This window comes from Novipirellula herctigrandis, from assembly GCA_007859835.1.
Taxonomy (GTDB): domain Bacteria; phylum Planctomycetota; class Planctomycetia; order Pirellulales; family Pirellulaceae; genus Novipirellula_A; species Novipirellula_A herctigrandis.
In genome coordinates this window covers 7,181,663-7,203,327 of record SJPJ01000001.1, presented here as the reverse complement: position 1 = coordinate 7,203,327, position 21,665 = coordinate 7,181,663, and the positions used below count along the sequence as shown (strand labels likewise).

The following is a 21,665-nucleotide window of genomic DNA, read 5'->3' as shown; positions in this document are numbered from 1 at the left end:
CGCGGCCCCTGCTATTCCCGTCCCAAAGTCACTTGCCCCCGGGTGCATCATGCTTATCGATAGCCACCACCACCTTTGGAAGTATTCTCCCGAAGAATACACCTGGATTTCAGCCGACATGCCAATCCTCCGGCATGATTTCATGGCAGCCGAATTGCAGCGAGTCGCTTCGGAGTCAGGTATTGATGGTTTTGTCTCTGTTCAAGCGAGGCAATCTCTCGAAGAAACGGATTGGCTTCTTGGAATCGCCCAATCGGAACCTCTGATTCGCGGTGTCGTGGGATGGGTCCCGTTGGCGTCTCCTGAAATTACCGCGATACTAGATCACTACGCCAATTCGCCGGTTTTGAAAGGCGTGCGACATGTGGTCCAAGACGAACCAGACGATCGTTTTCTTCTTGGAAACGACTTCAACCAAGGCATCGCCTTGTTAGCCGAGCGGAAATTGGTGTACGACATTTTGGTTTTTGCTCGTCAATTGCCCCGCGTGATTGAATTTGTCGACATGCACCCCAACCAAACTTTTGTCCTGGATCACATCGCGAAACCAACCATCGCCAAGAAACAGTTTGACAATGCGTGGGAAACCAACCTGCGAGAACTAGCCAAACGCGAAAATGTGTCGTGTAAGTTTTCGGGCGTCGTGACCGAAGTTCGCGACCCATCGTGGGACACCGAATCACTACGATGCTACTTTGACGTGACCCTCGAAGCGTTTTCGGCAAAGCGGTTGATGTTTGGAAGCGATTGGCCGGTTTGTTTGTTAAAAACCGATTATGATGCTTGGCTCCGCACCGTACGGGAATGGACGAGTCAATTATCTGCGGACGAACAAAACGATTTTTATGCAAACAATGCCAACCGCATCTACAGCCTTTAGTCTTTTATAGGAAGCAGAGTCGTCATGCGTGCCATTCAGATAGCCGAACCGAAAACACTGAAACGAATCGAAATCGATGCGCCGGCAAGCCCAACGGCTGGCCAAGCGCTCGTCAAAACACACCGCATGGGTGTGTGTGGAACGGACATCAGTTGTTACTTGGGCAAGTTTCCGTTTTTTGATTTTCCGCGTATTCCTGGACATGAACTTGGCGTGGAAGTGATTGCCGTCGGTGAGGGTGTCACGAACATCAAGCCTGGTGACCGTTGCAGTGTCGAGCCCTATATGAATTGTGGCAAATGCTATGCATGCCGGCACGGAGCAATGAATTGTTGCCAAAATTTGAAAGTCATTGGCGTGATGACCGACGGCGGTCTATGCGATTCCTTTTTGGTTCGCGCTGCGAAACTTCATGTATCAAACAAACTTTCCTATGACCAACTCGCACTCGTGGAAACCTTAGCAATCGGTTGTCACGCGAACGATCGAGGTGCCCCAGGATCCGGTGAATTCGGTGCAAAAGATCACGCATTGATCATAGGCATGGGCCCCATTGGATTAGCAACTCTCGAATTTGCCAAACTGACCGGAGCAACCATCAGTGTGATGGACATGAACGAAGCTCGACTTGATTTTGTACGCCAGAATTATGGAATTGAAAACACAATTCTGTTTCGAGGCGACGGCAGCGAAATGGAGCGCATCGCCGAACTAACCGACGGTGATAAATATCAAGTCGTCACCGATGCGACGGGAAACAAGCATTCGATGGCCAGCGCGCTGAATCACCTAGCACCAACAGGCAGGTTGGTTTACGTGGGGATCACAACAGAGGAAGTGTCGTTCAAGCATCCGACCCTGCATCGCCCCGAAGCGACCCTGCTCGCTTCTCGAAACGCATTGCCACCCGATTTCACCCGAATCATAAGCTTGATCGAAGAAGGAGCGATCAACACGGATCCGTGGATCACTCACCGAACGCAATTTGATTCGGTACTTGATGATTTTGAGTCCTTCACCGAGCCCGATTCGAATGTGATCAAAGCAGTCATCGAATTGTCTTAGAGCCGCTTGAGGATGCAGGCCCCCCAGTAGGCGGCGTGAAGTGAAACGAGCCAGAACATGGCGTTTGGTTTCACTTGCCCTACGAAACAAATAAAAATCTCCTAGGCAAATCCTTTCAGGAAATGACTCGCCCCGATCGTCAATCGAAGACGCAATTGTCAATCGAAGACGCGATGAATGTTGCAATCGCCGCGGGATGGCATCAGACTTATTGGACTTTAGCCGTTGGCTCGGCTGCTTCTCGCAGACTTGCCAAATAGGCAACCAGATCTCGTAGTTCACGTTCCGAGAGATGCTGAAGCAAATCGGCAGGCATGGCCGATTTGCCTTTTCGGGAGGTAACAATTTCGTCCTGGGGAATTCGTACGATCGATCCATCCGCTTGAATCAACTCAAGCAATTCGTCGTTTTCCGATTTAACGACGCCGGTCAATAATTGACCGGCGTCGTTCGCGATGACCATCGAACCAAAGCCGTCGGCGATACTCGAATCTGGGATACAGATACTTTCGAGCAAATAAACTCGCTCTTTTTGTTTTCCGATTACGGTTAAGTCTGGTCCTACTTCGCCACCGTTTTGGTCGACTTTGTGACAACGAACGCACGACAATTCGGTTCGGTCAAAGAACAAACTACGTCCTTTCTTTGAATCACCGCCTTCGAGCGCAACGAGCCAAGGAGCAAGCGGATTGGTTTCGGCTAACGCTAGCTGATGCTCATGAAGTTCTTCTTGAAGTGAGTCTGGAATTCGACCTTCGGCGGCTTCCAGCACATTCAGTTGAACGTCCCCATCAAGTGTCCCATCGATGTATTGCCGAACAGCTTGGCTGATCGTTTCTGTTGCCTGTTCGTTACCACATTTTGCCAAGATATCCCACGCTAATTGACGCACAGCCAAGCGTCGACTCGTGGTCGCTTCCACAAATCGGTCGATCGAACCCGCTCGATCGTGTTCTGCTAATACTTTCAACGACGCTTCCACCAATGCATTCGCGGGCGCCAAACGAACCTCTCGGGCAAGGGCGATTGCTTTGGGCGTATCGAGTTTTGACAAACCCATGAGAGCATTCGCGCGAACGCGAAAACTATGGTTGGCGTCATTGGTTCGCGATGCCAGCGACGGTGCGATTTGCTTGATACCAAGCTTTGCAGCAACTTCGATTGTTTTTTCACGAACGGTTTCACTTGATGCCAGTAGCGAATCGACTTCCGGTGAAATTGCAGAAACGGCGTCCTCGATTTCGCGTTTTACCGCAGGGCGCAGATCCCCGAGCACTCGATCGCGGGGATCAAGACTATCCCAATTGGCCAAGCAATCAAGCGTTTCGACGCGCATCGCATCAGGTGACGAATTGCGTGCCGCAAACTTCGCCAATGCGGTCGCCGAGGCGAGTGTACCAATCCGAAAATTCGCTGCGATCACTCGTCGCAAAATCGGTACGTTCGCGAGCGGTGACTCGACCAGCGCCGCTAACGCTTCTAAGGATTGCGGAATGGGTTCGTCATGAATCGCCCTTACTGCTTCACCCATCACCAATGAGCTTTTATCATTAAGAAACGCGGTCACTTCACCACTCTTGATTCGCCGCAAAGCCACAACGGCACTTTGCCTTACCAATTCACTGTCGTGATTCTTTAGCTTTGAAAGCATCTCCACTGGAATGGCGTTCGCCAAATACGTTTGCCCGGCGTGGCGAATTGCGGGATCAATGGGCGCGGCGGCCGTTCCGTTTTCCGCGATCATTTGAAGGACGGGGACAAACGCCTGCGATGCTTTTTGGACCGACAATGCCATCGCGGCCGCATATCGCACGCGAGGCGACTTATCAGCTAGCAATTGAATCAATTGCGACTGCGCCGCAGTGTCGCCGCGTTGGCCAAGCACTTTGGCGACTTCGGCTCGAACCGCAGAGTCCGGGTCCGATGTCAAGGGGCGCAGCGCGTCGAGCACGGTTGGCGTTTTTGACGAATCCAACCGCGCGATCATGTCCACGCCCCAGATCGCGTGCCGGCGGGCCAGTGGCAATGCCTCGGCGTTCACGGCGACTCCAAGAAAGGAATCCGTATCGCTTCGGGCGGCAAGTTCCCATTGGGCTTCGAGCCGAATGCGACGATCGACATGAGATAAACTCTCGACCAAATCCTCCGATCGCAGAGAAGACCAATCTCTGGCGAGCCGCGTTGCAACTTGACCGACAATATCGGATTCGGTTTGTTGCGAATCGGTGACACGATAGATGCGTCCCTTGCCAACTCCCTTCCATCCGTCGACCCAATCGCTGATATAGATCGCACCATCGGGACCAAAGGCAACATCGGTTGCGAGAACGGACCAGATTGGCTGGTCAGAATGACCAAGTTTGTAGAATGCACCTTGAGGATCAAGTTGAAACGACCGCACACCGCTTTGATTTGCCGTTCCGCGGAAATCACAGATCAAAAAATGGTCCTTCAGTGCATCCCCAAAACCCGTTCCTGGGTAGAATGCCAATCCAGAGGGTCCGTCGGTGAAGTTGGCGACCGGAGGGACAATGTACGACGGCTGTTCCGAGTGTACCGGTTCCCATAAACGGTCTTCGTTGAATGACCCGCGGTCGGACAAGTATTGATAGTACATTCGCCATCCCGAATCACCGTGATGGAGCAATTGGACGATGCGAGCCTTATCCCCACTATCACTATTGTTGTCGACCGTGAACCAATCCCCAAGATCGTTAAATGCCAATTCCTGTGGGTTCCTCAGGCCGGTGCAGTAGACTTCTAAACCGCTACCGTCGAGTTCACATCGAAAAACGGCCCCAGTCGCTGGATTGGCCAAGACTTCGTTTTCCTTGGTGGTGACATGGTATCCACGATCGCCAACTGAAAAGTAAAGTCGTCCGTCGGGTCCGATCACCAAGCCGTGCAAATCGTGCCCACGAAACGCGACGCGAACGCCATATCCATCGGACAACACAACGCGATCATCTGCAACGCCATCGTCGTCTTTGTCAATTAAATTCCATAGTCGCGGGATACAGGTGTAATAGATGTGATTGCCGCGAACGAGAACTCCCGCTCCGGTTCCCTCCTCCAAGCGATGAAAACCGCTGGCAAGAACGACGCTTTGATCGGCTTTGCCATCGTGGTCGGTATCGACAAGCCGGCGGATGCGATCGTCATGTTGGGTGTAAGTGACTGCGGCATCGCCTAACAATTTGCGATGGTAGTCAATTCGGTCTTGGACGGTTTTCGAGGCAAGATCAGCCAGCAACCAGGTTTCGTCGTGACTTCGATTGTCGCTAACACCGCGATCCTGGCGAAAGGATTCGCACACAAACAAGCGGCCACGAGCGTCAATGTCGAAGGAAACAATATTGGCGACATCCGGCTCGGCGGCGAACAAGTCGATGTCCCAATTTTCCGCAAGGAAAATCCCTTTCATCGCACCAACGGCCTCGTCGGAAGCTTCGGCGATCTGCGGATCAAGCGGCCCAATCGCTACTGGTTTCGTCGCCGCAGCCGTTTCCGCAGTTTCCGAAGGCTCCACCGTCTCCTGGGCAGTCGTTGGAGTAGACAATAAGAGCAAGGCAGCTAGGCAAGCGACCCCTACAATTTGCGGTTTGGAGACGTTCAAGGCGTAGTGTTGTCCACAAAATTGAATGGAAAGAATTGGCCAATCAGCTCGGAATGCTTCATTTCGTCTCTACTAAGATAGCCATCAACGCCAAAACATGGCAAGATTTAGGTGGCGATTGTGAAGAGAATCGTGAAGACTTTGATGCCTTTTTTGTGCGATCAACCGTGAACGAAGATAGAAGCCAACAAACGACCCATCATCGAGCTGCCGAAAACGAGCCGGGGGATAGCGATCCGGACAATAACAAGCCGATTGATGTCGTGCGTGTTGGGTCGCCGTTTCGGGGTGAACCGTTTGGACCAGCAACATCAATGCAAGGCGAATCAGCCAACCGGTCACTGGCTACAGGGCCGCAAGCGTTCAGCCCCGAGGACATCTATTTTCAAGCCAGCCCACTGAGATACACGGCGATGGGTAGCGTCGCGGCGTCGGCAATGGTGGTTCTGTTCGCAGCCACTGCGGCGGTTTGGTTTCCGATTGGCACCGCAATGACAGCGGGCTTAGGCTGCCTTCTGAGTGTGTTTGGACTCTACTCCCCACATCGTTTGCTGGCGAGCGGATTGCTGGTGGTGCACCTGATGTTGTTTCTGTACAGCTACAGCCAAACGATGTAGCCTGCGCTCCGATTCGGCCTGCGCTCCGATTCGGCCTGCGCTCAGATTCGGACGTCAATATGCCCGTCTTGGATCTGTGCTTGAACCTGCTTCGCCTGCTCAAGCAAATTATTGATGGCATCGCCAGTCTGTTTTTGTGCGTCCAATTGCTTCGAAAGCAATTCAATCTGAACTTTCTGGTTGGTCGCGTCAGCGCGAGCATTGAGGACGCTAGACACTGCTGGTGGAATCGCGGACATGGCTTGGCTGGTTCGAAGAGAAGGAAAAATGGACGTTAATTGGCGAAGCCGAGCGCCGGATGACGGAATTTCATGGCAATTGGCACAGTCGCAGGCCAGCTAACCCGAACACAGCTCAGCCCAAACGAGTATAGATCAGACGATTCACTGCCTGCCTAATCGCAGGCCGGTCCCGTCTGATCGGTTTGCTTGGTCAATCGGTTAGCTCGGCCAGTTGGGTTCCGATTCCTCTGTCATTCCGGAAAAAACGGCTGAATTGAGCGTTCCGAATCCCGAGAATCCTTTTCAAGGGAACTTTTTGCGAGCCTATCGGTCATTTCGTTTTACAATGGTAAGCTGAAAAGTACTTTTACTTTTTTCCTTTTCTGTCTGACATTTTTTCCCATACGTCGTATTTTCTAGACGTCGAAAAATCTCTATGCAACAATTACTTCCGAAACTGCGAAACCTGTCAATTTGGGTATCCGCCGCGATTTTGACAGCTTTGCCGTGCCTAGTCGCACTCGATTATGCCGGTGTTCTGAAATGGACGCAGTGGGCCGCGGGGGCAGCGGTTCTGCTAGCAGCCTTGCTTGCCTTGCCAGCTTTGACCGACCGCGAGCACCAAGGTGGTCTCGGGTTTCATTGGCTGGCCCTCTTGCTACTGGGTTGGGCCGGATTCGCTTGGTTTCAAACGCTTCCGCTCCCCGATTCACTCCATTCGTTCCTTAGCCCTGGGTCCGAGGCGGCCTATACCACGTGGCTTTCGCCCATCGTCGGTTCCGCTGCTGCCGATGCGTCGCATCCAATTTCCGTGGACCCTTGGAGCACCAAACACGCATCAGCAATGTTGTTGATGGTCGTCACATTGGCTTGGACTTCGGCGACCGTTTTCCAAACCCGGGCTCGGTTGGCGACCATTTTAGTGGGTCTAGCTACCGGGGCGGCGATCCATGGGGCTTTGGGGATTTTTCAATTAGTCGTCCCTGATACAACCCTGTTGGGAATGGATGTCGCACGCCACGGTTCCCCATTCGCTGCATTCGTTTGTCGAAACAATGCCGCTCTACTAATGAATATTGGAGTCGGAGCCAGCCTCGGTTTGTTAGCGTGGCGCTTATCGGCATTGATCGGCCAAGAAGTCGATGACGAGCATTTTGAGTTGAACGACTTGATCTCGTTAGTGAGTGACCGAGACAGCTCGATTGCGATGGTGAGCCTTGTCCTCTGCTCGTCGGCGATTTTGGTTTGCGGTTCGCGAGGCGGATTGGTCGCTGCGCTATTCGGTTTTGTTCTTGGCTTTGGCTGGATTCGAGCCCGCCGAAGCATTTTGAGCATTCCGGTGATTGTCGGCGTCGTTGCCGTTGCCGTGATCATGCTACTGGTCCCTTTGAATTTGGACTTAGAATCGATTCAACGGCTCGAAATTTTCGTCAATCGTGATAATTCGACCTTGATGCACGACGGACGTATTCCGCATTGGTCAGACGGATTCCAGGCGGCCAAAGCGTATTTGCCGATGGGCAGCGGCCTTGGAACTTATGCCGATGCCCATTTGCCCTACTTGGATCGCAGTGCCGAGACGTGGTTTCACCATGCCGACAATCTTTGGCTTGAACTGTTAACCGAACAAGGGCTTCCAGGGGTCATGTTCGCCATCGTCTTGATCGTCGGACTGCTGATCTCGCTCCACCACCTTCGTGAATCCCCCGATGCCGTAGACCATGGTTTACGAGTGGCCGGTTGGTACATCCTTTCGGCGATTGTGATATCCCAAATCTTTGACTTTGGATTGATCATTCCGGCCAACCTGCTCGCTTGTGGTGTCTTTTTACCGATCGTCGCAACACGGCAGTTCTTGCTCGCGTCGCATCTGCGTAAGGACCAAGCCGCAGAGGACGCCGATTTTGAAGACCGAGCCTCCGAAGAAAAGTCTCCGAAGATCAAATTTCAAACCCGCCGAACGTTCGTGGTTCCTGCGTTGGTTGCCGCAGCGGCGATTGTCCCGTCTGTTTGGGCTCTTTCGGTCCTCAGTACCGATGCCAAAATTGAAGCGTTAGCGCGGCAATCACGGTTTGAACTGGATAGCAAGAAGCCGGATTCAGATAAACTCGACCATTTCGTTAGCGAACTCACCCTACTCGCGGAAAAAAGCCATTCACCCGAGGCGTATCGGACGCTGTCAGACCTACATCATCGCTTGGCCCGCTACGAAGAGGTCGCAAGCGCGAATCCAAAATCGATTGAACAAATCCAAGAGCTGTATCGGCAAACCTCGCCCGTGATCCGGCGGTTGACGTGGCTGAAACAACAGCCCGGTGTGTCGATGACTTCGGGTTCCGGCAGCAGCCAAGATGCATCACCAGAGAATCTCGATGCATTGGCTGGTAACGCAGATCTATCTCCGCACTATCGCCAAGCGCTTGAGAACACCGAAGCCGAACTTGTTGCTCGCCCCCTTTCACGCGAGTCGAGATCATCAGGCATTTACCTCGATTTTTTAAATAGCGATCACGCTCGCACTCGTACATTGCTAAACCAGCTGCAGTCGCTTTACAAAACCAACACCAAGGCAACACAGCAAATCGGCGGATTGGCCCTCGACAGCAATGAACACGACATCGCCGCAGAATGCTTCCGCAACGTCCTTGAACGCCAGCCACGCTATACCACCAGCATCCTACGAATCATGGAAGAGCATCCAGAGATCACACCGTCGGAAATCGTTCCTCCCACGTCCGGGAATTACCGGCAAGCAGCGAAGTTTCTGATCAATCGCCCCGAGCCTGATTCGAAATTCCTAACGGCTGCCTACGCGGGACTCGCCTGCGACACCTGCGAGACAATCGCCGAACGGGCCAAGTGCGAAGAACTTGCCGGTGATACTGCATACGTTTTAGAGAAATTCGACGAAGCTTACGACGCCTATCAAGAAGCGATAAAGTTCAAGCCAAACGACACTCGATTGAGAATCAAATTGATCGGCCGGTTACGACAACAAAACCGGCGTGAAGAAGCATTAACCGAGGCTCGCAAGGCTCGAATCGTGATGCCCGATGAAGATCGCTTTGACGTGATCATCCGCGAGATCGCTCAAGCGGAATTACAGGATTTCAAAGCCCCCTAACTTTTCTAAGTGTCGCCAATCGATTCCGAGGACGCGAGCGGCTTTCAAGATCAGAACGGGCTTCTGTTTATCGGCGCATGTGGGTCGCTAGACAAGGTATTCGACATTACCGAGCAACGGGTGGCTCGTCAGCGCGAGGCAACCATTTGGCGATCGCAGATGACTCGTCGACGTTGAGTTTACCTTCGCAACGCATCTCATCTGCCTCGCTACGCAACCGCACGTGAACGATTACCGCGTCGCCCTTGGGCAATTTGTCTTGCCACGTGATGGGAACATGCAAACCACTAATGGGTTTCGATCGGACCAAGTTTGCTGTTTGATCCGGATCAAATTCCCAACGACCGATCTTGGCATCCGCGGGATCACGTTCAGGATCAAGCACGACGATCGTCAATTCGGCATCCACTTCAAAGCGATCTAAGTCGACCATCACGCCGCGCCGATCCAGTGCATGGATCACTAAGTACAAACCATCGGCTTTCTCACCCGCGGTAACAGCGTCACTATGATGACCGCCCGATAAGCCAAGATGCAATTTCAATGTCTCCGGAACCGTCAAATTCGGCTGAGTCGCTTTCACCGCATCCGGCAACTTGATTTGCCCCGGCGGTGCCGGCAACTCTTCGGAATCGGGATCTGGCGGTGGCAATAATTCACCCGGTTCAATTGGCGAAAATTCAGTATCCAATTTCCCTGGAGGCTCGGGACCGCCAATCGGCGGCGGAAGCGGCAGTGAATCGTTCGGGCTCTCCAATTCCGCGGGTGACTCGTCGCGTGATCTCGGCTGCGATTCTTTTCCAGGCGGTGGAGCTTCCGCATCTTCGTCTTGGAATGGATTATCGAGCCGGTCCGTTGGAACCGCTACTGCCGGATCAAAGGCAGTTCCTGGATCGATCAGAATATCGTCGAACCCATCTTCCATATCAATCGAGGATGAGGGTGGTGCAAGCGTAGGCTCATTTGGATACAAGTCCAACACGGGCGGGCCGTAAGGGGCTACGGGCGTCGGAGCAGGCGTGGATCGTTCTTTGGCCCGTGTTAGTTGCTCTTGAAGGACTTTGTTTTGATAATCCGCATCATAAAGCTGATCCTCCAGAACACGAATTTCATTCGCCATCCGTTGCCGATACAAATCATTGTGAGCACGGCTTTGGCAACCAACCGTCAGGCTCAACAGTACCATCGTCGCAAAAATAACTCGCGCGGCCCCCCGTCCCACTGAGTTAACAGCGTGAATATGGGATATCGATTGGTGAGAGATGCGAGAAAGGGCCACGATTTTGGCGAGTTTCTTGGCTTTCGCGTTCAGTTGGGTAAGTAAACGTGTGCAGAAATTCCGCTCACATAGACTTCCGATAGCATGCAGCCAAACGGTAGGTCAACGCCGATTCGAAAACACCAGAATTCGCAAACAAGCCAAACAGCCCAAATCCTCTACTTCCGAGGTACGCGATGAGGAGAATCGACGCGGCCAGGCGGGAAATGGACTTTCAACGATGGAACTTCATCAACCGACTCCGTTTTCGAGTCCCCCTTTGCCTGCTCGACATTTGCCTGCTCGACGGAATCAGAGGCGGCCGATGCTGGCACCACCGATTCGGCCCCCGCAGATTCCGGCACGGACGAAGCAGCGTCCGGCAAACGGGGCTCGACGACCGGACCATCCACAGGCACTCGCGGCTTGAAGAAACGCCCGAGCGGTCCTGCCAAAAGCGACGGCAACAGAATCAAATCACCGACCAAGGCCGCCGCCAGCATTACTAACATCAGCGTTCCAAACCGTTGGGTAGGCGTGAACGTCGATAACGCAAAGACAAACAACCCAAGTCCACCGACGAGCGTCGTTTGGGTCATCGCAGGCCCAACCCGGCGGTAGGTTTCGATCACCGCTTCAACACGGCTCATCCCGGCATCCAAGTTCACCCGAAACCACGCCAAAAAGTGAATCGTATCATCCACGGCGACTCCCATCGCAACCGACGCGGTCATCATCGTGCCGATATCGATCGCGATGTCCATGTGGCACATCACCCCAAAAACCAACAGCACTGGAAAAACATTGGGGATCATGGCAATCGAACCAGCTAAGATTCCGTAACCCAAGTTACTCGGCACGGTCCAACCTAACGGAAAACGACCGGGGTTCAGTAGCATCGCCATCACGCACGCGATCAATACAAACGCCAACGCAATCGATTCGACGAGGCTAAATAGCAAAGTCCGCTGTGCTTTGTAGACGACCGGAATGACGCCCGTGTAAACAACTTGTAGCGAGCCCGAATTCTCGACGTCCGGTACGCGTCCTTCCGCCAATACCGGTGCGACTGGCTTTTCAAGAATCGCCGTTGCGTCGATCCAGCGTTTTGCCGATTGAATATCGGCTTGTTCAGGCAATTCGTCTCCGAGCCAAACGACCGCGTCCACTGCAGCGATCGCTTGGTTCCACTTCTCGCTGCCAATTTCAAGCGAAGAACCTTCCGCCGCGGGATCGATCCAAACCGGACGCCTAATCCGCTCACCCGCCAAAAGCTCTTCGAGGGTCGACAGGAAAACACCTTTGACATCGATCGTTTCGTGGTCTGCTTCGAGCAACCGTGCCGTATCGAGTGACTCCGGACGCGAATGACCAACGATCAATATGCGATCTTTTCCTGACAATGCGATCGGATTGCCTTGTTCATCATGCGTTAGCGCCCCGAGCAGAGCTTCGCGAGTGTCATAAGCTCGGATCACCGGCTCCACGGCGACTCGCAATGTTTTAATGAAATGACCGTAGTCAACATCCGATAGCGCCCCTACACGCAAACTGATACGCCACAATTCGCTGCCGGCAAAGGGACCTCGCTTCTCGATGCGAACGTAGTCACTATCGAGCAAATCCGTTCGCGATTTTGTCAATTCACGATTAAACTTCGATCGCACGACATTGTACGAATTACTTGGCTCAGGCATCGGCGGCAAAAACGTATCAGCACTGATCGCTTGACCGATCACCCCGGTGCCGGTTTCCCCAAGCGTTCGCCGAACCACGGTGGTAATACGCGAAACCACCTCGGCACGTTCTAGCATTGTGAGCGATTGCGGATCAGGCGGGTTTCCGCCCACCTTGGCGCCGTCGGGTAACGCCGGCACACGAACGATCATTTCCATTGGCACCAGTTTGCCAAAGTGATCTTCAAGCCAAGCGTAGTCACGAATGATGCGGGATTGTGGATCAAACAACTTCAATAGTTGCACGGACGTTCGGATGTGCCGCAGTCCGCTCGCACTCAAAAACAGTACTAACAAGCAAGTGCAGGCTACCAGCGCATGATGCGATGTGATCCATCGCCCCACGGACGCCCACGCCTCGGCAATTCGGCTTTCATTACGCGGCGAATTGATTGCGGCGACGTTAGCTTTCGCCGCAACATTGCCTTTCTCGGCGCTCGCAATGCCACGTTTTTCCGTGTCGACCGATTCGGGTACGTCGTCGGCCCCTTCGGCGTCAACCAATGGCGGAAAAGTTTGCAATGCCGCGGGTAAGTAGGAAAACAGTATTCCAAGAGTTGCCATCACGCCGATCGCGGCGTATAAGCCAAAGTTACTAATTGGCGCTAAGTTGCTGGTGAACAGCGACACCAAGCCAATCGCCGTCGTGAGTGAAGCCAACGTACATGGTAAAAATGCATGGCGAATCGCACGCCCCGCAGCACCGCTTTCGCCGCTGCTTCGAACTTCGTCGCGATAGTAATTCACGACGTGAATCGCCCCTGATAAACCGAGCACGTAAACCAACGACGGCATACTCATCAAAATCGCATCGACTTTGCCACCGGTCCACCACACAAACGCCATGCTGACCATCGCGGCACTACCGCCTACGACAAATACCATCACCGTAATTCGGACGCTGGTAAAACAAATGTACGAAAGCACGATTCCCAACAGCAGGCTATAACCAAGCAATCGAATCAGAGTTACCGTCCCTTCTTCATCGATCGCCAAATTGTCCACGGGCGGTCCACCAAGATGCAACGACGGCATCCCGGGCATCGAATCAGCGACTTGGCGATTGAATGGTGGCGGTGCAAGCGATGGTGGCGGAGCGGGATAGAGGCCCGATTCCTCGGCCAATTGCAACAACCGACCTCGCGGACCACCGGCCGTGCCACGACCGAGCACGTAGGGCAAATTCGCTTGTGCTAAATCCGTCAACGTCACCACGACGCAAGTCAAACGCGGTGGCAATGCAACTTTCGTGGAATCATAAATCGCATACCAAACCTCGGCTTGTTCGTCGCTCGTCGCCAATTTCAATTGCTCGAGCGAACCATCAAACTTGGAAGCCAGTAGTTCATCGAGTTTCGTTTGAACCGACGCTTCGAAATCCACCGGCAACGCGTCTCGCTGATCTTCGGGAACAGCATCACGAAACGCTTCGGCGGTCCATGCAAATCCATGCGGAACAGCCGGTGCAAACAGCGTCCCGGTCAATCGCTCTATCGCACGTCGCCGCGCCACTTTCGGACGATGAACATCCTCAGTCAAATCGACGGGCCACAGCGGACCGCCCTCTGCGGACAACTCCTTTGCAATCGAATCGCCTGTTTGAACCGTATGAAACAACGGCGCACAAATCAGCGACGGGTCATTGTGAAACGGATTACTTTCATCTTCACCACGAGCTTGGCCAAATGCCGTGACAAAAGTCCCCTTAAGTTCATAGGCCCCAAGCGTACGTTTGATCGAGCGAATCAATGACGCGGGCCCCGTCATCGATTCTTCCCATCGATAGAGCCGACCATCAGGCGTCAGGTAGTACCATGCCCCCTTGGCCGCGCGAACCCATTTCTCTTGTTTGTTACCCCAATTGTTGTATTTGCGTCCTGTGGAAAGCAGGCCAAGTTCTTCGCCAAGTTTTTTACCCCGGCCGTAGTCGTCTAAATCCGCCGGCGACAAGGTCTTGCTAGGATCAAAGTTGCCTGATTCGTGGACCAGTTTTTTCTCGAGCAGCTGCAACCGCTGGTCATCACTGGTACATCCTTCCCAAGTTGCCAACACAAAACTTTCGCCCACGAAGTGATCACCGAACCACTCCAATTCTGCGGTTTCGGGGAAATCACTCGGCAACCAATCCTTCACCTCATTTTGCTTTTCTCCAAGGCTCAACCGGGCAGCGCGAAAGATCGATGGGATTAGGAAAAAGAACCCCATCAGAATCAACAGCGCATACGAAACCCGCACAGGGCTACGTCGCTCTAAGAAAGGCGGCTTTGTCAAAATGGATTCTCGGAAATCGGGGGCCCTATGCGGAGCGGGGGGTAGGGTGGCTCTAATTCGCCCAGCCCGTCACTGCCCGCCCAGCCCGTCACTGCCCGCGCAGCCACGATTGGTCAATACACAACTTCGTTCGATATGTAGGCTAACGATCCGTCGATCATTGGTCTACTTCCCATCGCTCTCAGAGCGGGATTCTAATGCACAGGGGGCTCGGAATGTACCAATCAGCGAATCTTTTCCGTCTCGGGGCGTTTGGCATGTTTCCAGCCATGAGGCGATCCCGCCGACGTGAGCGTCGGTTTATCGTAAAGTATCGGTTTATCCTAAAGTATTCGTCGCTAAGGCCCAGACACGTTTCATTCACCAACCACCCACCGATCCATGGCAATTATCAGCATCAACCCGGCGACGGGTGAAACCCTCCTCACCGTCGACCCTCTGACCACGGAACAGACAATAGCGGCAATCGATCGAGCAGACGGTGCGTATCGCGATTGGAAAATGACCTCTCTCGACGGTCGAAAATCGTTCCTCTTAAAATTCGCACAGCGTCTGCGAAGCCGCAGTGAAGAGCTGGCTCATTTGATCACTCGCGAGATGGGTAAACGAATCTCGGAGAGCCGCTACGAAATCGAGTACTGTGCCAAGATATCGGAATTCTATGCGAACGGCGCCCAAAAATTCTTAGCCGATGAACCGGTGCCCGTCGACGACGCGGATGCCTTCATTCAATACGCGCCGCTTGGGGTAATCATGGGAGTCATGCCTTGGAACTTTCCCTTCTATCAGGTCGTTCGGTTTGCAACACCCAACATCATGGCCGGCAACACTGTCTTGGTGAAACATGCCTCAAATGTGCCGCAATGTGCTCGAATGATAGAATCGCTGTTTCATGAATGTGATTTACCCGATGGCGTCTACGCGAACCTGTTCATCCCATCAGAGCTCGTCGAAGTCGCGGTATCGGACCCACGCGTCCAGGGCGTCTCATTAACCGGCAGCGAGAGGGCGGGTGCCTCCGTAGCTGCAATGGCGGGCCAGAACTTAAAGCGATCAGTTTTGGAACTCGGTGGCAACGATCCCTTTATCGTCCTCGATGATGTCGACGTTGATGAAATCGCCGACTTGGCCATCAAAGGACGAATCGTCAATGCAGGCCAATCCTGTGTGGCTTCGAAACGATTCATCGTGGTTAAAGCCGTCGCTCAGCAGTTCATCGACGCGTTCAAGAAGCGAATGTCGCAATTAACCCTTGGCGACCCAACCGACGAAGCAACGACACTTGGACCGTTGTCGACGGAGGCGGCGGCCGTCAACTTGCTCGAACAAGTTCAATCTTCGATTGATGCTGGAGCGACGATCGTGCTTGGCGGAGATCGTCCCGATCGTAAGGGTGCGTATTTCAATCCGACAATCTTGACCGGCGTCACACCCGACATGCCGACGTTTGACCAAGAGCTGTTTGGTCCTGTTGCAACCGTTTACGTCGTAGACAACGAGGCCGAAGCGATCGAACTAGCCAACCATTCAACATACGGTTTGGGCGGAAGTGTTTTTTGCAAAGACATCGACCGCGCCCGGCGAGCTGCAAGGCAAATTGAATCTGGAATGGTGTTCATTAACCAACCCACCCGATCTCAAGCCGAATTACCATTCGGTGGCGTGAAAAAATCGGGTTACGGACGCGAGCTATCGCGTTTGGGCATTCTCGAGTTCGTCAACAAGAAGTTGATTCACCATCGCAAGTAACATCCAGCCCCATTCATGACCAAATTCGGGTCATTACCAAGTTCGGGCGTTTTCGTACTCGGTGATTTTGGCTTCTTGCATCAACGTCAACCCGATATCATCGAGTCCGTTGAGCAAGTTGTGGCGACGGCTCGATTCCACTTCGAAACTGCGTTCAAAACCCGCGTCATCACGAATCACTTGATTTTCAAGATCGACGGTTAGCGTGTACGGCGAATTGGCTTCCGCTCGCTTGAATAGCTCGTCGATGTCAGCTTCGGGAAGTGCAATCGGCAATACGCCATTCTTGAAGCAATTGTTGAAAAAGATATCCGCGAACGAGGGCGCGATCACCGATCGGAATCCGTAATCATCCAGCGCCCACACCGCATGCTCGCGACTACTGCCACTGCCGAAGTTTTTACGCGTGATTAGAATCGACGCGTCCTTCACCGCGGGTTGGTTCAGCTCAAAATCGCTGTTTGGCGTCGTGCCGTCATCGAGGAATCGCCAATCGAAAAATAGGAATTGACCAAAACCCGTTCGCTCAATTCGCTTCAAGAATTGCTTTGGGATGATTTGATCCGTATCGACATTGGCGCGGTCAAGCGTAGCGACGACACCGGTATGTTTTGTAAAGTCTTGCATGTTGTTTAATGAGGTGGTGACGGTTGATGATGATATCGGTTCGATCCGAACGATCCAATTTCCGGCGTCTTAAGCCGACTTAAAATCCCAATCGCGGATGTCCACAAAGTGGCCTTTCACGGCTGCGGCAGCGGCCATCGCGGGGCTGACCAAATGCGTTCGCCCCCCTTTGCCTTGGCGTCCTTCAAAGTTCCGATTGCTCGTGCTGGCACACCGTTCGCCGGGGGCCAACTTATCGGGGTTCATTGCCAAACACATGCTGCAACCAGCCTCTCGCCAATCGAAACCGGCCTCTGTGAAAATCTTATTGAGACCTTCCTGTTCCGCTTGCTTCTTCACTTGGCCACTTCCCGGCACAACCATCGCATCCACACTACTCGAAACATGGTGACCTTTCACAACCGCCGCTGCGGCCCGCAAATCTTCGATCCGTGCGTTTGTGCAAGAACCGATAAAGACACGATTGAGGGTCACATCTTGGATCGGCGTACGAGCCTTTAGCCCCATGTATTCCAATGCCTGCGCGGTCGACTTTTGCTCGGTCGCATCGCTGAACTCCGACGGATCGGGGATCACGTCGGTCACACTGCGGACTTGACCTGGGTTGGTCCCCCAAGTGACCTGGGGTTCAATCGATGAACCTTGATAAACATTCGACAAGTCGTACTTTGCTCCTGGATCAGTTGGCAACCTCTTCCAACGCTCGATCGCCGATTCAAAATCTTTTGGCGACTCCGGCTTTCCTCGCAAATAGTCGAACGTCGTTTGGTCCGGTGCGATCATTCCCGCCCGAGCCCCCGCCTCGATGGACATGTTGCAAACGGTCATCCGTTCTTCCATCGAAAGATTGCGGACACAGTCGCCGGTATATTCAAGCACATAGCCGGTACCGCCGGCGGTACCGATTTGGCCGATCAAATAGAGGATCATGTCTTTGGCAGTCACACCGCGTGACAACTCGCCGTCGACACGCAACTCGAACGTCTTTGGCTTAAATTGCAGAAGCGTTTGGGTGGCCAAGACATGCTCGACTTCGCTGGTCCCAATACCGAACGCCAACGCGCCAAACGCACCATGCGTCGCAGTATGACTGTCGCCACAAACGATTGTCATACCAGGTTGTGTGTAACCGTTTTCGGGTCCGATCACGTGCACGATCCCTTGCCGGACATCATGAATGTCGAACAGGGTAACACCAAACTCTTTGCAATTCTCACGAAGCGTTTCGATTTGCTTGCGACTGGTTTGATCCGCAATCGGTAAACTACGATCACTCGTCGGCACGTTATGGTCGGGCGTTGCGATTGTCCGTTCGGGCCGACGTAGTTTTCGGCCCGCCAAACGAAGTCCCTCAAACGCTTGGGCACTGGTGACTTCATGGACCAAGTGCAAATCAATGTACAGGATCGTAGGGCCCGATTCAGGTTGGTAGACAACGTGCTCGTCCCAAATCTTGTCGAGCATCGTTCGGGGGGAAGAGGATTTCGCCTCAAAGGCGGCGGTAGTGCCAGACGGTGAATCAGTCATTTTCGTATGAAGAACCGGTTAGAAGGGGTCAAAAGCGGTAACCTTTACTGTCAACTGTAAAACGGGAACTGTCAACGCCCTTTCCAAAACGGATCTGGGATGAAGCTCGTCTACGCCGTAAACTGCCACGACTTCGAAAGACTGACAAAGGCCCCCTATGAAATTTCATTTCCCGATTCTGATTATTGACGAGGATTTCCGATCCGAAAACGCATCGGGGCTGGGAATTCGTGCCTTAGCCGAAGCGATCGAAAACGAAGGCGCCGAAGTCATCGGTGCCACAAGCTACGGCGATTTATCCCAATTCGCCCAGCAGCAATCTCGCGCATCGGCCTTTATTTTGTCGATCGATGATGGCGAGATTGTCGCGGGACAGGAAGCACCTTGCCGATTGCCTGAAAACCCAACGGTGCAGTAGGCGTAAAGCTTGACATGCGACGGCGGGCGTCCGTTTTGGCAGGGGCACGTTTGACGACCTGCTTCCGTTTGCCGCACCGACCGTTTTGCCTCCGACCAGAAACTCGCTGATCGCGGTTATGCCGCTCGAAGAACTTACAATGCTACAAACCATTCCAATACCAAGACTTCCGTCCTCAATCGCCGAGCATGCAAAACTCATTGCCGAAGCGAACCGCCGAGTCGATGCGTTCACAAAGTCGAGAAGGGAAACGATTCACAACTTCGTTGTCTGTGATTTTGCCGTCGTCGGTGCAGCAATTGAGTGGATCGCGAATGAAAACTTGATCTGCGGCAATGCGTTTTGTGAATGGGGTAGCGGATTGGGCGTGGTGACGATGATGGCGGCAATTCAGGGATTTGATGCAGTTGGTATCGAAGTCGAAAGTGACTTAATTGACGAAGCACGGCGGTTAGCAGATGACTTTTCGATTCCCGCTGGTTTTGTCGAAGGAAGCTTCTTGCCAGAGGATCGATCGGCGATTGCCGATCGTATCCAAGACATCGACCATGTCGACCTCGATGCCGCTAGCGCTTATGAAGAACTCGGCAGTTCGATTGATGAGTTCGATTTGATCTTTGCATTTCCATGGCCGGGCGAGCATCAATACTTTGCAGAGTTGTTTGACGGCTGCGCAAGCGACGGTGCGTTGCTAATGACGTATGACGGGCGTAACCAATTGGTACTGCAACGGCGCGTCGGGTAGAGCCCGTTCCTGTTCAAGGCACGAGTCTGTTCAAGGCACAAAAAAACTCTGCATACAAACGGTTGTATGCAGAGTTTTCGATTTCAAATCGTTAGACGATGTGGAGCTTACGCTTCCCAACCGTCACGATATTCGCGTTGAACGAATTGGTTCACTTCAGGAACATTCGGGCTCATCAATTCCTTCGCGTTCCACTCGATCCGCTTACCTTCTTCGCTTCGCATGGCCAAGTTGCCGGCGAGAATTGTCTCGGTCAGGCGGCCTGCGTAGCTAAAGTTGGACATCGTGCCGGGTTCGTATTCCCCCTTGCACGAGCTGACAAATTCCCACTTGTGTCGCTCATCGCCACCTGCTTTGAACGGAATGCGTGGCAATGTCTGTGCCGGCATCTTGTAGTCAGCAAAATCGGTTTCTGGCAACAATACGTGGCGTGCGCCGTAATCGTCAGGCGAGAACAACGCGCCTTTGCTGCCAAGCACGAGCGATCCGCTCGTTTTGCCGCCACCTTCTTTTTGGGCCGCGATCCGTCTTTGGAACGACTTGGGCAACTGGGCGAGCACGTCCTCGGGTGGCAACTCGCCACCGTCGTACCAATAGAACTTGCACGCTGGCAAGCCTTCACGCTCAGGGAACTCGAACATCAATGACGAGCTAGCTGGATAGGTTTCGCCTTCGAAGATACCAGGGTTCTTCACGGCGGTAACAGCAATCGGGTCCCACAACTTCAATGCCATCACTGGCATGTTTGTTGTATGACAAGCCATGTCACCCAGTGCGCCCGTTCCAAAGTCAACCCAACCACGCCAATTGAACGAGTGATACTCGCCCTTCTTGAACGGACGCATTGGTGCTGGTCCGATCCACGCATCCCAGTTCAAATCTTCGGGAATCGGATCTTCGCCTGAGGGACGTCCTTTACCTTGTGGCCAAATCGGGCGGTTCGACCAAATGTGAACTTCCGCGACATCGCCAATGGCTCCGCTTTGGATAATTTCCACGGATTCGCGAAGTCCGTCTTCAGCAGTGCCTTGGTTGCCCATTTGAGTGACAACACCCATTTCTTCCGCTGTCTCGCGCATCATGCGAGCTTCTCGGATCGACCAAGTCATGGGCTTTTGACAATACACGTGCTTCTTCATCTTCATCGCACGAAGTGCTGCGGAAGCGTGTGTGTGGTCAGGCGTGCTGACAGTCACGATATCCACTTTGTCGCCCAACTGATCGAGCATTTCGCGGAAATCATTGTACTGCTTCGCGTCCGGGAACTCACGTCCCTTCTTGGTTAGCGTTCCGCCATCGACGTCGCAAAGGCCAACGATCGCAACGCCTTGGTCGCCGATGTGGCTGGTGTCACTACCACCCTTTCCACCAACGCCAACGCACGCAGCAGCGAGTCCTTGTAACGCAGAATCTTCTCCGCGACTGACCATCGATGTACCTGACCAGAAGCCAACGCCAGCACCGACAGCTGCACTTTGACCTAGGAAGGTTCTTCTTGTTGTTTTTTTACTCATACAATATTCTTTCGAAGAGGAGGTGGGGAAATGGGTAGGAAGTTTTGACGAGATTCTCAAAACCACGGTAACAGAATAGCAGGGCTTGAATCGGCAGACAACAATCGATTTTCACCTGTGCCCCGCATTCGCAGTCTTTCGTGCGCAGCGATCGATTCGCCCCTGAGGGTTCGTTGCCAAATCGGCTCAAAAGGTTTACGCTTGGTTGTTCGGTTGCCTGCCCCCAATCCACTCTGCCTCGCTTTGGAGCCTTCGTTGCCATGTCCGCTTTTTGGACCCCAAAACCCACTACAAACA

Annotated in this window: 14 protein-coding genes; 7 read left to right on the top strand and 7 right to left on the bottom strand. The window is 53.2% G+C overall.

What is annotated here, in order from left to right; genetic code table 11:
• Positions 1–49 precede the first annotated feature (49 nt).
• Together CA13_RS26280 and CA13_RS26275 are read left to right on the top strand one after the other, a co-directional pair.
• Positions 50–880 carry an amidohydrolase family protein gene (locus CA13_RS26280; protein ID WP_146401756.1) on the top strand — a complete coding sequence of 277 codons (831 nt, stop codon included), beginning with the start codon at positions 50–52 and terminating at the stop codon, positions 878–880.
• A 24-nt stretch (positions 881–904) separates the two neighbouring features.
• Positions 905–1,945, top strand: a complete 1,041-nt coding sequence (locus tag CA13_RS26275; RefSeq protein WP_146401754.1) for a zinc-binding alcohol dehydrogenase family protein — start codon at positions 905–907, stop codon at positions 1,943–1,945.
• Positions 1,946–2,153: 208 nt separating this feature from the next.
• Here the strand turns inward: CA13_RS26275 and CA13_RS26270 are convergent, their stop codons facing one another.
• Positions 2,154–5,561 carry a PVC-type heme-binding CxxCH protein gene (locus tag CA13_RS26270; RefSeq protein WP_419194848.1) on the bottom strand — a complete coding sequence of 1,136 codons (3,408 nt, stop codon included), beginning with the start codon at positions 5,559–5,561 and terminating at the stop codon, positions 2,154–2,156.
• Positions 5,562–5,728: 167 nt separating this feature from the next.
• On the opposite strand from CA13_RS26270, the gene CA13_RS26265 reads away from it, so the two are divergent.
• Positions 5,729–6,178, top strand: a complete 450-nt coding sequence (locus CA13_RS26265; RefSeq protein ID WP_146401752.1) for a hypothetical protein — start codon at positions 5,729–5,731, stop codon at positions 6,176–6,178.
• 41 nt (positions 6,179–6,219) lie between these two features.
• Here CA13_RS26265 and CA13_RS26260 read toward each other — a convergent pair whose 3' ends face one another.
• Positions 6,220–6,417 carry a putative motility protein gene (locus CA13_RS26260; protein WP_146401750.1) on the bottom strand — a complete coding sequence of 66 codons (198 nt, stop codon included), beginning with the start codon at positions 6,415–6,417 and terminating at the stop codon, positions 6,220–6,222.
• Between the two features lie 418 nt (positions 6,418–6,835).
• Between CA13_RS26260 and CA13_RS26255 the strand changes: the two genes are divergently transcribed.
• On the top strand, positions 6,836–9,523 hold the full coding sequence (locus CA13_RS26255; RefSeq protein WP_146401748.1) for an O-antigen ligase family protein: 2,688 nt from the start codon (positions 6,836–6,838) through the stop codon (positions 9,521–9,523).
• A 106-nt stretch (positions 9,524–9,629) separates the two neighbouring features.
• Here CA13_RS26255 and CA13_RS26250 read toward each other — a convergent pair whose 3' ends face one another.
• Together CA13_RS26250 and CA13_RS26245 are read right to left on the bottom strand one after the other, a co-directional pair.
• Positions 9,630–10,709 carry a hypothetical protein gene (locus CA13_RS26250; protein ID WP_146401746.1) on the bottom strand — a complete coding sequence of 360 codons (1,080 nt, stop codon included), beginning with the start codon at positions 10,707–10,709 and terminating at the stop codon, positions 9,630–9,632.
• Positions 10,710–10,960: 251 nt separating this feature from the next.
• Positions 10,961–14,788: an efflux RND transporter permease subunit gene (locus CA13_RS26245; protein ID WP_419194847.1), complete on the bottom strand. Its 3,828-nt coding sequence runs from the start codon at positions 14,786–14,788 to the stop codon at positions 10,961–10,963.
• Positions 14,789–15,169: 381 nt separating this feature from the next.
• Between CA13_RS26245 and CA13_RS26240 the strand changes: the two genes are divergently transcribed.
• Positions 15,170–16,537, top strand: coding sequence for an NAD-dependent succinate-semialdehyde dehydrogenase (locus CA13_RS26240; RefSeq protein WP_146401744.1), 1,368 nt, complete (start codon positions 15,170–15,172; stop codon positions 16,535–16,537).
• Between the two features lie 33 nt (positions 16,538–16,570).
• On the opposite strand, the gene leuD is transcribed toward CA13_RS26240, so the two are convergent.
• Both leuD and leuC read right to left on the bottom strand, forming a co-directional pair.
• A complete protein-coding gene (gene leuD, locus CA13_RS26235) occupies positions 16,571–17,164 on the bottom strand; it encodes a 3-isopropylmalate dehydratase small subunit (RefSeq protein WP_146401742.1) in 594 nt (197 codons plus the stop codon).
• Positions 17,165–17,233: 69 nt separating this feature from the next.
• On the bottom strand, positions 17,234–18,628 hold the full coding sequence (leuC, locus tag CA13_RS26230; protein ID WP_419194846.1) for a 3-isopropylmalate dehydratase large subunit: 1,395 nt from the start codon (positions 18,626–18,628) through the stop codon (positions 17,234–17,236).
• Between the two features lie 220 nt (positions 18,629–18,848).
• Here leuC and CA13_RS26225 point away from each other — a divergent pair, with 220 nt between their 5' ends.
• Both CA13_RS26225 and CA13_RS26220 read left to right on the top strand, forming a co-directional pair.
• Positions 18,849–19,109 (top strand): Orn/Lys/Arg decarboxylase N-terminal domain-containing protein, encoded by a 261-nt coding sequence (locus tag CA13_RS26225; RefSeq protein WP_473087489.1) that lies wholly within the window; start codon positions 18,849–18,851, stop codon positions 19,107–19,109.
• A gap of 139 nt (positions 19,110–19,248) precedes the next feature.
• Positions 19,249–19,854: a class I SAM-dependent methyltransferase gene (locus CA13_RS26220; RefSeq protein WP_146401738.1), complete on the top strand. Its 606-nt coding sequence runs from the start codon at positions 19,249–19,251 to the stop codon at positions 19,852–19,854.
• A 107-nt stretch (positions 19,855–19,961) separates the two neighbouring features.
• Here the strand turns inward: CA13_RS26220 and CA13_RS26215 are convergent, their stop codons facing one another.
• Entirely contained in the window at positions 19,962–21,368 is a 1,407-nt protein-coding gene (locus CA13_RS26215; RefSeq protein WP_146401736.1) for a Gfo/Idh/MocA family protein, read from the bottom strand.
• Between the last annotated feature and the right edge of the window lie 297 nt (positions 21,369–21,665).